Here is a 12,121-nt window from a genome sequence, read left to right as displayed (position 1 = left end):
CCCTTCCCCTAACTTACCCTAAAGTAGCTGAGGGCTGATATCAGATCAGGATGATTACCCTTAATCAAAATCTCCCCCATCTCCCACACTCCCCGCGCCCGGGCCCCACACTCCCCACACTTCCCGCGCCCGGGCCCCTAGATTATGGGTATTCAACCGGACTTGATATGAGTGGGTCAGTTTTGAGTGGTTCAGTTTTCTTGTCTAAATCTCATCTAACTTTCATTTATTAGTTAGGGCGATTTCAGGATGGTAGTTCATTATAATAATTAAGCAACTAAAACAATGATTCAATTCATTTTTTATTACTAGGAGGAAGTGTTATGAAACGTCTAATTGTTGGTGGTTTATCCGTATTGTTAATGGCAGCAGCAACTCCGGCTGTGCAAGCAGAAACAACTGTTGTTAAACACAACTCTTTAAACAATGCTCTGCTCAGTCAACGAATAGCCTCTACTATCGCCACAGGAAGCTTTATCACCGTTGATAGAGGGCATCGCACTCAAGGAAATGCCAAGATTGTCAATGAAAATGGTAAACGCTATCTAGAATTCGATCAATCCTTTAAAACTGGTAGTGGCCCCGATGTGAATGTAGTCCTGTATCGGAACAGCAGTGTACCTCGTAAAATTCAACCACGAGACTATGTAACCCTTGCCCGACTCAAGCAATTCAGTGGTGCTCAACGCTATGCTATTCCTGACGACTGGAATCTTGATGAATTTGGCTCTGTAGCAATTTGGTGTCGTCGGTTTAACATCACCTTTGGTTACGCTTCCCTATAAAAGAGGTACTTTCGTCCTGGGTTAATGGGAGTAGGGAGTCGGGAGTCGGGATGCAGTACGGTCAAAGGGAGCTAGTTGCTCATCGCTTCATCCGTTCCGTCGCAAGGTAGCCAGCTCCTGATCTTCCCCTACACCCTACACCCGGTCACCCCACACCCAGCAAGGCTTTTAAGGCTGTTTGTCACCCCGTCAGGAACAATGTAGGCTTGAACCTCCCCATCCGTCGCAGGAATGGGGTATCCTTTGCACAACCACCGTTGGTTGTTATCGACCTGGGCGTAACTTTCCCGCGCACCGTTCCCGTAGCGTGGCCTATGGCCAGGGTACCTGAGTAGGGTCAATACCCAGTTTTTTTTGAGACCCTTACTTTTTATATTAACACTATTTGAGAGGGAAAATTCATCCCCAGAGACGAAACCTGATGGTGAGGGTCGCCTTTATGGTTAAAGATGAAACGTAAGTATTCAGCCGTCAGCCGTCAGCCGTCAGCTAATCAATGGGAGGTAAGCACCGATCGCAGAATTAATTACCTACTCGCCATCTCTGTAACCCTTACATTGTAAGGCTTTGAGTTTTGTAAAATGTGTAATCAATTTTGTGTACCTGCTTAGTAAATAAGCTGGGGGGTGCTGGTACGGCTGGTTGAAAATCCCTGCTGGTTTTACTAATCCGACCCCGTGCAGTTCTCGTGCCTGATCGCTGATCGCTGATCGCTGATCGCTGAATACTTACGATGAAACCTTAGAGGTTGTCTGAGAAGTCTCATTTGCTACATCCAAGCCCCCTAAATCCCCCAATTTTGGGGGACTTTTAGAAGCAAATTGACTCTTGTTCCCCCCAAAGTTGGGGGGCTAGGGGGGCAAAATTCAGTATCAAAAAACTTTTCAGATATCCTCTTAGACAGGGGAGCCTTTCTGGTCGGCAGGTTATGAATAAAAAGGTTAAAAATTTTGTAATAAGGCTCCCCTGTCTTACGGTATAGCAGAAGTCAGAAGTCAGAAGTCAGAAGTCAGAAGTAAAACTATTGCTATACTTAGCTTTGAGACTTTTGTCATGTCCTAACTGCCCTGGCGACTGCTATAACTCCCAAGGCAGGCTATGCAAAAAAAGGTTAAAACTTATTGATTAAGGCGACCCTCTCCTTACGGTAACTTCAAGACCTAAGAGGACGGGGTATTCTTTTCCCTCTCAAACTCTCCCACTCTGATAATTACCGGGATATTGTTGGGCATAATCTTCGAGTTTCTTGACTAAGGTATCAAATTCTTCGTTTGTCATGGGTTAATCTCCTATTGACTAAGTCTGTTTGACCCAGTGTCTAGTTATAGTTAGCCCAAGTTGGTAGTCTTCTTGATCAAGAAAACGCCTTTTTGAGAATTAAATTTATTTGACAATTTAATTATTTCCCCAATTTCCCCGCAAAGATCAGGTAACGCTTAACCCAACGCTCTAGAATAACAGTGAACACTAGGGGTAAGCCAGAACAGTAACGTGCAGCTAAAGCAAGTCATTATTATTCACAAAGCTGGAGACTCCCAAGGAAAACGTTGCGCAGAAAAATGCGCTCGGGAGTTGGAAACACGCCAGTGCAAGGTTCTGATCGGACCAAGTGGCGCGAAAGATAATCCCTACCCAGTCTTTTTAGCTTCTGCCACCGAAGCCATTGATTTGGCAGTGGTTCTCGGGGGGGATGGGACAGTATTGGCAGCCGCAAGACATCTGGCTCCGGAAGGAATACCAATTTTGGCAGTAAATGTTGGAGGTCATCTGGGATTTCTGACCGAACCTATCGAAGAATTTAAAGACACTGAGCAAGTATGGAACCGACTATTAGAAGACCGCTATGCAGTTCAGCGGCGGATGATGTTAGAGGGGGCTGTGTTTGAGGGAAACCGCACTGACCTGACACCAGTTAGCGGACGCTTTTTCGCACTCAATGAAATGTGTATTAAACCTGCCTCTGCCGATCGGATGATTACCTCAATTCTGGAAATGGAAATTGATGGAGAAGTAGTGGATCAATACCAAGGGGATGGACTAATTGTTGGGACTCCCACTGGTTCCACTGGCTATACTGTTTCCGCTAATGGTCCAATTTTGCACGACTCGATTGAAGCGATCGCAGTAGCACCGATTTGTCCGATGAGCCTTTCCAGTCGTCCTTTCGTGCTCCCCTCTGGCTCTGTTGTCAGTATCTGGCCCTTGGGGGATTATGAACTAAACACTAAACTCTGGATGGATGGTGTGCTCGCAACCTCTATTTGGCCTGGACAACGGGTGGACGTGCGTAGAGCAGATTGTCAGGCCAAGTTCATTATCCTACGGGAACAGTATTCCTATTACCAGACCTTAAGGACTAAGCTTCAGTGGGCTGGTACTAGAGTCACCTACAGTAACAACCACCGCAATTGAGTCAATTGCTTAGTTAATGGGGAGAGTGGGAAGTGTGGGGAGTGGGGGGAGTTTGAGGAGTTTGGGGACAAAATTTCAAAAATAAATCATAACGGAGGGTTAACGGTGGGATTTCTGAGTATTCTACCAATCAGCAATGCCCACTAGACATCTCCAAAAATTAACCTCAAACCCTTGCACTGCCTGGGTCAAAACCGAGTTTCTGGAGATGTCTACTTGCTATAATTGTGTCTAGTCAATTATGTTCATTACCATTAACTGTTTTGATATTCAGATAAAAATGACTAATTTTGAAGCAATTCCAGAAACTAAAATTCCTAAGACAATAGAGCAAATCTCGTCTTCATCAATTTCAAGACCTTCAGTTTTAATCAATATCGGTTCTTATTTATTCCTGGCTGGTGGGGTTGGGGTTGGAATGGCCTCTATTTTTATCTCACACCGTCAAATATTGCTAATCGTTAGCGCTGCTTGTGTTGCGGTTTTTCTATTTCTGTTTCTATTTAATCAACAATTGTGGCAAGACTATAAAGAAGCTAATCATCAGTCGCAACTGACCAAAAAATCTAAACTGTGTAGTGGGCTTTGGTGCGGTAATAATTCCACAGAGAATAACCCGATAACTCTAGCGATAGAAAAAGCATTAACCTATAGCCAGGAGTTGATTGACGATTATAAAAAGACCCGCAAGACCTCCCGAAATGCTTACTATATTGCCCAAATGTTAACCATTATTTTATCGGGAATAACACCAATTTTAGTCTTGCTAGACAAATTAGAAACTGGTTCGGCATTACTAAAGTGGCTCCCGGTAATCTTTCCAGCGGTTGCTTCTATTGTTGCTAGTGTGTCTACTTCCTTTCCGTTTCAAGAAAATTGGATTGCTGCCAACACTACTGTAGAATTGTTAGAGGCGGAACAGGAAAAATTTGTCTTGGGAGTTACTCCAGCTTATCGCTTTTCTGATTCACCCGATGGCGCGCGACGTCAACAACAATCACAAAAGGCCATAGAACATTATATTGTTCAGGTGAATAAGATTCATCTCAAGCAAGTGCAATCCTCTGATGGCAATCAGTCAGCGGAGAAGAATGAAGAATGAAGAATTAAGAATGTAGAATGAAGAATGTAGAATTAAGAATTAAGAATGTAGAATGTAGAATGAAGAATTAAGAATGGTGAAGGCAGAATAGTGAATGGTGAATTTAGAATGCAGAATCCAGAATGGTGAAGCTAGAAGCCAGAAGCCAGAAGCCAGAAGCCAGAAGCCAGAAGCCAGAATGGTGAATTCTAAATTCCCAATTCTAAATTCTAAATTCTCTTCAATTCTAAATTCCCAATTCTAAATTCTCTTCAATTCCCAATTCTAAATTCTAAATTCCCAATTCTAAATTCTCTTCAATTCTAAATTCTAAATTCTAAATTCTAAAATATCGGTACTGATGGGTCAGCTACAGACAGTCGCACCCGCTTCCCTACGGGTAACTGAGTGCTAAGGTTGGTGCGAGCGTGGAGTTTTGTGCCGGAAGCGGTTTGTAAACAGTAGCGGTATTCACGACCTAGGAAGTGTCGGTCTTGAATCACTACGGTGGAGTCATCATCAGCCTTGAGAAGTACATTTTCTTCCCTAAGCATCAGCTCCCCTTGCTCCAGCTGATCCAGTTTTGTATTAAGTATGGCATCATTGACTCTGATGGCAAAGGAGCCTACTTCTGTTTCCCATAGGTCTCCTCTGCGTTGGGCTGGTAAAAAGTTGGCTTGGGTGACGAATTCTGCTACAAAGCGAGAGCTGGGATTGGTATAGATTTCTTCTGGTGTCCCCAATTGCTCTAATCGACCAGAACGCATTACTCCCACTTGGTCGGATATCGACAAGGCTTCTTCTTGGTCATGGGTGACAAAAATAGCAGAGGTGCCGGTTTCTTTGAGAATAGCTCGCACTTCCTGACGCAACCGCAGACGCACTTGGACATCCAGATTGCTGAGGGGTTCATCCAATAGAATTAATTTAGGTTGCGGGGCTAAGGCACGGGCTAGGGCTACTCGCTGCTGCTGACCACCAGAGAGTTCGTGGGGATAACGTTTGCCCATGCCAGCTAATCCGACTAATGCGATCGCATCTTCCGTATTACCCTTGACACAGACACCACTCTTCTGTTTCCGATTCTGCTTAAGCCCAAACGCCACATTCTCTGCTACGGTCAGGTGAGGAAATAGAGCATAGTCTTGAAATACCATACCAGTATTGCGCTGTTCTGGTGGTAACCAATACCCTGGCCCAGTCACTTTCCGTCCTGCCAATACCACTAGTCCCGCTTGGGGTCGCTCAAACCCAGCTACAATCCGCAGTAAAGTCGTTTTGCCACAGCCAGATGGCCCCACTAATCCCAGTAAATCCCCTTCATGGAGGGTAAACGACACATTCCCCACTGCTGGCTCAGTGGTTTGATCAAAGTGTTTAGTAATCCCTTCTAAATGTAGAATTGCTGGTTTTGTCATGAATTGATAGTGAAAGTTATTTTGTTGAAGGTTGAATGTTGGCAGGTTGAATGTTGGCAGGTTGAATGTTGGCAGGTTGAGTAGACCTGACAGGATCAGTAGTTTAATCTGAGTTATGGAAAGCTGACGGCTGACCGCTGAGGGCTGAATGCTTACCTACTAGTTACAGTCTCTCCTTGCGCCTTTTGCTAGGAAGCTGCCAGCAATCATCGAGCCAGGATATTAACTCCTGGCGCGGAAGGGTTAGCTGTCTGAGGATACTCCAAATTTGAATCAAAGCCGTGACATTATCGATTTCAGCTCTCAAGGGCTGGTCAGTCTTACAGTGACAGGGAATCTCTAGCTCTTGCAAGCGCCGATAGACTTGCCATCGGTCTCCCCACTTGATCTCTATCACTTGACTGGCCTCTGATTCAGATATAGATGGATCCATAATCAATAATGAAATAGTTTTTTAGTGACATCCTCCTACACCAAATCAACGATTATGGTGTAGGCTTCCCAACCTCACGATTGGGCATTCCTAGTTTTTCTCTTACGAGATTTTGCCTCTGACCTAGATCGGGTCTCCCCAACCCCCGGCAGACCGACTGCATAGGCGTTTTCTATTCCGCAGAGTCCCTGCGTACTGACTTGTTCTAAACCACGCCACCTGATTACTTGGGCAGCTGCATGGTCTCTATCCGTTCTATATCCACAACCATTACATTGATGTACCCGCTCCGAAAGCCCCTTTTTGCCGGTATGAGTTCCACACTTGGGACAGGTTTGGGAGGTGCCATTAGGATCGACACGCCCACAGTAGACCTGGTGCTTAGATGCTACCCACTCCAAGATGTTGAGAAACTGACCAAAGGCGGCGTCGAGGGTATGCTTCCTAAGCATCCCTCTACTCATTGCCAAAACATTCAAATCTTCAACGAAAACCATCCCCACTCCTTCAGTGGAACAAAGATGATTCGCCAGCTTGTAGTGGTAGTCTTTGCGGGTGTTAGCAATGTGGTTGTGGAACCTGGCCAGCTTTAGTCTCACTCGTTCTCGATTTTTAGAACCCTTGTTAGTTCTGGCGTACTTGCGTTGCAGCAATTTCAGCTGGCGGTGCAAACTAACCAGAAATCGGGGTCTACAGATCAACTCAGACTCAGATGTTGCCAGAAAGCAGCTAAGCCCGAGATCAATGCCGATGGCCTTACCATGAGGCTTAACTTCCGGTATCGAGATATCAGAAGAAATAGCAATAACTGCTTCCCATCTATCAGCCTTTCTCAACACCCTTACCTGTTTAACCACAAACCCATCAGGGATAGGTCGATGCAGGTTGATCGGCACTTTCCCCAGCTTGGGAAGTTTGATTTGCCAACCCGTAATTGGGTTGGATTTGAACTGAGGAAAAAGTAGGGACTTGAGTTGCCCATACTTCTTGAAACGAGGAAAGCCAAAGCCTCTTGTTTTAAAAAAGTCCCAAGCATTATGCAACCGACGAAGAGTAGTTTGAAGTACTTGCGAAGGGGCTTGTTTCAGGCGGGGAAATACTTCCTTAGCTTTAGGGAGGGCGTTTTGCTGATCATAATAATTAGGAAAAGGAATATCAGCTGGAATGATGTATTCCGACTGCAAAGAGCAACAATTAACACGACATTTGCGCGAATTTATCCAGTCTTTGATTTCTCCCAATCCTTGGTTGTAAAGCAGGCGAGAAACCTCCAACCATTCGAGCAATTGTTGCTCTTGAATGGCGGATGGATAGATTCGGTAACAGTAGTTCATTGTTAGACTCATACCACTTTTAGGGGTATTGAAACCCAGAAAACTACCCTGGGAGGTTCATGTATCCCCCAGACCCCCCGCTAGTTAAAAGCTGGAAGCAAGCTGCCTTGGTTAAGGGAAGATTTGAGCAGCCAGGGATTAGTTATTGCTAATGCTCATAGACTAGTTTAGTCTATTTAGGTTTCAAATGCAAAGCTTTCTCAACTAATTTACAAAAAAAATATTATTAGGACTTACGAAGTTTACTGGGTTTTGCCCCCCTGCCCCCCAATTTTGGGGGGTAATGATGTCAAAGTCCCCCAGAATTGGGGGATTTAGGGGGCAATTGCCTAAGTCTTGATTATTTCAACAGTTGCCAGTGGGAGAATAGCACTGGAACACCGGGAGATGGCGTGATCAGGAGATGGAAATATCTAGGGCAAGGGGTGTAAGCACTTATAGATAATTTTGTCAACTATAATTGCAACTACAATCCAGCAATAGATGTAGGGTGGGCAGTGCAGCAGACCAATCAGATCAGCTCCCCATCCCATCCCAAAGCACTGCCCACCAACTGCCTGGAAATAGAAACTGGCAAGATGCCAGTTCTACCAAGATGCCCATTCCACTGGGTGAGCATAGCAGTAGAGCGGGCATCCTGCCCGCCCCAACATATATTGAAACTGGCAAGATGCCAGTTCCACTACAATCGAGCAATAGATGTAGGGTGGGCAGTGCAGCAGACCAATCAGATCAGCTCCCCATCCCATCCCAAAGCACTGCCCACCAACTGCCCGCCCACTATAATGAATGACAAGGGTGCCAGATAATTCAACCTTCATAATTCATACAAGATCCTTAAGATGATCAATTGGGATCCCTATCTAGCATCAATCCGTAACACCTACGCCAAATGGTGGCAAGTTTATACCCTCACCGATGTCCAAGGCCGCAAGCCCAAGCCGCAGCAACAGACCCCTAGACTGTTTAACTTTAACCTGATGGTCCAAACCATCAAGTCGGAGCAGCCACAACCAGACGAAAATCGGGAAGAAATTGAGCGCTTACCTGTCCTAGAAGGATTGCTCAAGTATGCTACTGACCATGTTTTACTAGTGGGTCGTCCGGGTTCCGGCAAATCCACTGCGTTATTGCGATTGTTGGGGGATGATGGGATACCAGGGAAAATTCCGGTGCTGGTGGAACTGCGATATTACCAGACATCCGTGTTGGAGTTAGTACGGAATTTTCTGAAACGCCATGGTGTACTGCTGGACTCCACGGAGATCGAAAGACTATTGTTTGATGGAAAATTCTGGTTACTGATCGATGGGGTAAACGAGCTACCCTCAGAAGCAGCACGTGTCGATTTGACTCAGTTTCGGAGGGATTACCAGAAGCCTACTCCCATGATTTTCACCACTAGGGATTTAGGAGTTGGTGGTAACTTAGGGATTGAAAAGAAGTTGGAAATGCAACCCTTCCGCTGTTCCCATCAATTCTATGTTAAAAACTCAACTATAAATGCTATAAAATGAATATAATAAATACAGCATAATCTTTATTACAACAATTACCAAGTATCAGCGATCAGGAGTTACAACAAAACTATCTGAATTATTTTAAATGGACAGAACCTCTGGTGCTGATGCTGCAATTGGTAGATGATCAAGCCCAAGCCCAGCGGGTTGTCAAGTTAGGATTAGCAGTGGATTGGAAACTGGGAGCCAGGTTAGCCGGAGCAGTAAAACCGGAGTTTCAGGAGCAGACTGTTGGGTTGGTGGCTGGGTTAAAGGTTCCGACTTTACTTAAGCTTCAGTTGTTGGGAATAACTGGATCAGACAAAGCGATACCTGAGCTAAGTAAATTCCTGACTCATAACAACTTTGCTGTGCGTAGGAGTGTGGCAGAAGCTCTCGAAAAAATTGGGACAGAAGCCACCATAGACCCGTTAAGTAAATGCCTGGATGATCCCGAATCAAATGTGCGTAGGAGGGCGACATATGCTCTGGCTGAAATTGGCACAGAAGCCACGATTGCTCCCTTAAGTAAATGCCTGGATGATGAGGACTCACTTATACGTACGAGGGCGGCAGAAGCTCTAATTGAAATGCGGTCACCAGCAACTATCGATGTTTTGATTAAACTCCTTAAATATAAAGACCTTTATGAAAGGTGGAAGGTACCCTATACTTTAGCTCAAATCGGAGGTCAATCAGCTACTAAGGCGTTGATTAAACTGTTGGAAGATCAAGACCAGAATGTTCGCCGTTATGCGGCTGATGCTCTGGGAAAAATTGATTCAGAAACCGCTGTTGATGGTCTCCTTAGCTGTCTAGATGATCAAAGCGTTATGGTAAGGAGAAGTGCAGTGACAGCCTTGAGTAAAATCCAGTCACCAGCAGCTATTGATGGGCTACTTAAATTCCTGGAAGATGAAGACTATGATGTCTATTCTACTGCAGCAGATGCGGTGATGAAAATTTCGTCACTAGCTCCTAGAGATGGTATGAGTAGACTCCTCAATTATGAAGATTCCTATGTGCGCATAAATGCTGCAAAAGCTCTGGTTAACTTCCAATCACCAGAATCCCTAGAATCATCAGTAGTTATTGATCCTCTGATTAAACTCTTGAAATATGAAAAGCGTCATGTAAGGTATATTGCGAAACCAGCTCTGGTAGAAATTGGTTCATTAGATGCTATTAATGAACTGATTAAACTCCTAGACGATGAAGACGCTGATTTACGTATTTGGGCAACAGAGGCTTTGGGAAAAATTGGCTCAGAAGCGGCTAGTGATGGGTTAATTAAATGTCTGGAAGATGACGACTATTTAGTGCGTCGTGAGGCCGCAACTGCTTTGGGTGATATTGGCTCAGAAGCAGCGATTGATGGATTAATTAAATGTCTGGAAGATGACCACTCAGATGTGCGTTGGATGGCAGCAGAGGCTTTGGGTAAACTTAAGTCAGCAGCGGCGATTGACGGGTTAATTACATGCTTGGAAGATGAGGAGGATTTGGTGTGTCGTAAGGCAGCAGAGGCTTTGGGTAATATTGGAGCAACGTCTGCGATTGATGGGCTAATTAAACTCCTGGAATATGACGACTATTCTGTGCAGAAAAGGGCAGCAGATGCGTTGGTTAAGATTGGTTCACAATCCGCCACTAATAAGTTGATAAAACTCCTGGATAATGATAAGGATTATAGGCTAGAAATAACGGTAGAAGTTCTCGGAGAAATTGGTTCAGAAGCCGCTATTGATGGGCTAATTAAATGCCTAGAACATGGTGATTATTGGGGACCTAAAAAGGCAGCAGAAGCTCTGGAAAAAATTGGCACAGAAGCTACTATTTCTAAACTGATTAATCGCCTCAACAACGAAGAATTTGTACAAACTAATGATGGCATAAGTTGTGATCAAAGCATGAACGCTCTTAACGCCATTCAAGAGCGCTGCCAATTCTACAACCCAATCTATAATCCCAAACCCTGAATAATACCAGACTGCACAACAGTTTCTCCACAACCTCCGCCAAGACTTCCCCCTAGACTGGAAGCAAATTGTTCTAGTTCCTGGTAACCATGACCTCAATTGGGAACTAGAGGAGGCTTAGGATTTATGCGATGCTCTTTCAGAGCCGCTACGCGATCGCATAAAATACCACGGTGAACTCACAGAGGGTCACTACATCAAAGTTACTGAAGAGGTGATTCGAGTCCGAGATGACGCTAAATACCAACAACGGTTTGCCCACTTCAGCCAATTCTATCAAGCTATCAAAACTAAACCCTATCCCCTCGACTATGACCAGCAAGCCATTATCGACCATTTCCCAGACCAAAACTTGCTGATCCTAGGACTAAACTCCGCTTGGGAACTGGATCACCACTTTAGAGCTCGTGCTAGCATCCACTCCGGTGCTCTAAGCAAGGCTCTGGCCGAAATTCGCCGTAACCCAGACTACGGCAACTGCCTGAAACTAGCGGTTTGGCACCATCCCCTCAATAGTGCTGGAAGCGATCGCATTACCGACCAAGGATTCATGGAACAACTCGCCAAAGCTGGATTCCGCTTCTTCCTCCACGGACACATCCACAAAGCCGAAACCAGCCTTTTCCGTTACGACCTCAGTCCAACTGGGCGCAAACTCGACCAAATTGGTGCTGGCACCTTTGGGGCACCTACCAAAGAACTCATACCCGGTTATCCTTGGCAATATAATCTACTGAAAATTAAGGATAATCAGCTCACTGTCTACACTCGCCGTCGGGAAGAAGAAAATGGTGCTTGGAAACCTGATTCACGGTGGACTCAGGGTCCAGGAAAAGGTGGTTTGGATTATTATTCCATTGAGTTGTAGAGAGTAGGGAGTAGGGAGTAGGGAGTAGGGATTGAGCGCAGTTTTGCCTACTGATCTATAGCAGTTTTTATCCTAATGAGGTACACATAATTTTTGCCCTGTTCCCTTTTCCCCTCCTGGGAGGGGTTAGGGGTGGGTTACTCTTCCCTATTCCCTGTTCCCTGTTCTCTAAAACCCAAGAATTTTGGCGTTGCTGAATCAAGGAATGAATGCGCGATCATCTGGTTTTGGTCAAGCCCCCGTGGGTCCCCCAACTTTGCGGTGCGACCCAAGGGCGATTTACTCGCCCTAGGAGGCGCGCACCGGAAGGGA

The 12,121-nt window shown here is 45.2% G+C and carries 12 protein-coding genes; 9 read left to right on the top strand and 3 right to left on the bottom strand.

Going from position 1 to position 12,121, the window contains the following annotated elements; translation table 11 throughout:
- Positions 1-323 precede the first annotated feature (323 nt).
- The 4 genes from F6K37_RS19655 to F6K37_RS19640 all read left to right on the top strand — a co-directional run bounded on the left by F6K37_RS19655 (position 324) and on the right by F6K37_RS19640 (position 4,543).
- Complete coding sequence (locus F6K37_RS19655) at positions 324-785, top strand: DM13 domain-containing protein (RefSeq protein WP_008185966.1); 462 nt, start codon at positions 324-326, stop codon at positions 783-785.
- 1,491 nt (positions 786-2,276) lie between these two features.
- Positions 2,277-3,197 carry an NAD(+) kinase gene (locus tag F6K37_RS19650; protein ID WP_008185964.1) on the top strand — a complete coding sequence of 307 codons (921 nt, stop codon included), beginning with the start codon at positions 2,277-2,279 and terminating at the stop codon, positions 3,195-3,197.
- A 280-nt stretch (positions 3,198-3,477) separates the two neighbouring features.
- Positions 3,478-4,299: a DUF4231 domain-containing protein gene (locus tag F6K37_RS19645; protein WP_287251662.1), complete on the top strand. Its 822-nt coding sequence runs from the start codon at positions 3,478-3,480 to the stop codon at positions 4,297-4,299.
- Between the two features lie 94 nt (positions 4,300-4,393).
- Entirely contained in the window at positions 4,394-4,543 is a 150-nt protein-coding gene (locus tag F6K37_RS19640; RefSeq protein WP_154659835.1) for a hypothetical protein, read from the top strand.
- A 79-nt stretch (positions 4,544-4,622) separates the two neighbouring features.
- Here F6K37_RS19640 and F6K37_RS19635 read toward each other — a convergent pair whose 3' ends face one another.
- From F6K37_RS19635 to F6K37_RS19625, 3 genes are all read right to left on the bottom strand, one after another.
- Positions 4,623-5,696, bottom strand: coding sequence for an ABC transporter ATP-binding protein (locus F6K37_RS19635; RefSeq protein ID WP_008185960.1), 1,074 nt, complete (start codon positions 5,694-5,696; stop codon positions 4,623-4,625).
- 163 nt (positions 5,697-5,859) lie between these two features.
- Positions 5,860-6,129 (bottom strand): Asr1405/Asl0597 family protein, encoded by a 270-nt coding sequence (locus tag F6K37_RS19630; RefSeq protein WP_008185958.1) that lies wholly within the window; start codon positions 6,127-6,129, stop codon positions 5,860-5,862.
- A 74-nt stretch (positions 6,130-6,203) separates the two neighbouring features.
- Entirely contained in the window at positions 6,204-7,463 is a 1,260-nt protein-coding gene (locus tag F6K37_RS19625) for an RNA-guided endonuclease InsQ/TnpB family protein (RefSeq protein ID WP_008185956.1), read from the bottom strand.
- A 497-nt stretch (positions 7,464-7,960) separates the two neighbouring features.
- Here F6K37_RS19625 and F6K37_RS19620 point away from each other — a divergent pair, with 497 nt between their 5' ends.
- From F6K37_RS19620 to F6K37_RS19600, 5 genes are all read left to right on the top strand, one after another.
- Positions 7,961-8,272, top strand: a complete 312-nt coding sequence (locus tag F6K37_RS19620) for a hypothetical protein (protein ID WP_131827085.1) — start codon at positions 7,961-7,963, stop codon at positions 8,270-8,272.
- A gap of 33 nt (positions 8,273-8,305) precedes the next feature.
- Positions 8,306-8,980, top strand: a complete 675-nt coding sequence (locus F6K37_RS19615; RefSeq protein ID WP_287251661.1) for an NACHT domain-containing protein — start codon at positions 8,306-8,308, stop codon at positions 8,978-8,980.
- Between the two features lie 110 nt (positions 8,981-9,090).
- Entirely contained in the window at positions 9,091-10,941 is a 1,851-nt protein-coding gene (locus F6K37_RS19610; RefSeq protein WP_287251663.1) for a HEAT repeat domain-containing protein, read from the top strand.
- A gap of 214 nt (positions 10,942-11,155) precedes the next feature.
- Positions 11,156-11,809: a metallophosphoesterase family protein gene (locus tag F6K37_RS19605; protein WP_287251660.1), complete on the top strand. Its 654-nt coding sequence runs from the start codon at positions 11,156-11,158 to the stop codon at positions 11,807-11,809.
- A gap of 132 nt (positions 11,810-11,941) precedes the next feature.
- The coding region (locus F6K37_RS19600) for a hypothetical protein (RefSeq protein WP_287251659.1) at positions 11,942-12,121 on the top strand (180 nt) is incomplete at its 3' end.

The sequence above is a fragment of the Moorena sp. SIO4E2 genome (genome assembly GCF_010671945.1).
GTDB lineage: Bacteria > Cyanobacteriota > Cyanobacteriia > Cyanobacteriales > Coleofasciculaceae > Moorena > Moorena producens.
Note: the sequence above shows the minus strand (reverse complement) of the source record. Positions and strands in the feature narration are given on the sequence as shown.

Coding starts and splice junctions, on each gene's coding strand:
- F6K37_RS19625 (WP_008185956.1), bottom strand. CDS start 7,463: ATGAACTACTGTTACCGAATCTATCCATCCGCCATTCAAGAGCAACAA.
- F6K37_RS19655 (WP_008185966.1), top strand. CDS start 324: ATGAAACGTCTAATTGTTGGTGGTTTATCCGTATTGTTAATGGCAGCA.
- F6K37_RS19630 (WP_008185958.1), bottom strand. CDS start 6,129: ATGGATCCATCTATATCTGAATCAGAGGCCAGTCAAGTGATAGAGATC.
- F6K37_RS19610 (WP_287251663.1), top strand. CDS start 9,091: ATGCTGCAATTGGTAGATGATCAAGCCCAAGCCCAGCGGGTTGTCAAG.
- F6K37_RS19645 (WP_287251662.1), top strand. CDS start 3,478: ATGACTAATTTTGAAGCAATTCCAGAAACTAAAATTCCTAAGACAATA.
- F6K37_RS19635 (WP_008185960.1), bottom strand. CDS start 5,696: ATGACAAAACCAGCAATTCTACATTTAGAAGGGATTACTAAACACTTT.
- F6K37_RS19615 (WP_287251661.1), top strand. CDS start 8,306: ATGATCAATTGGGATCCCTATCTAGCATCAATCCGTAACACCTACGCC.
- F6K37_RS19640 (WP_154659835.1), top strand. CDS start 4,394: ATGGTGAATTTAGAATGCAGAATCCAGAATGGTGAAGCTAGAAGCCAG.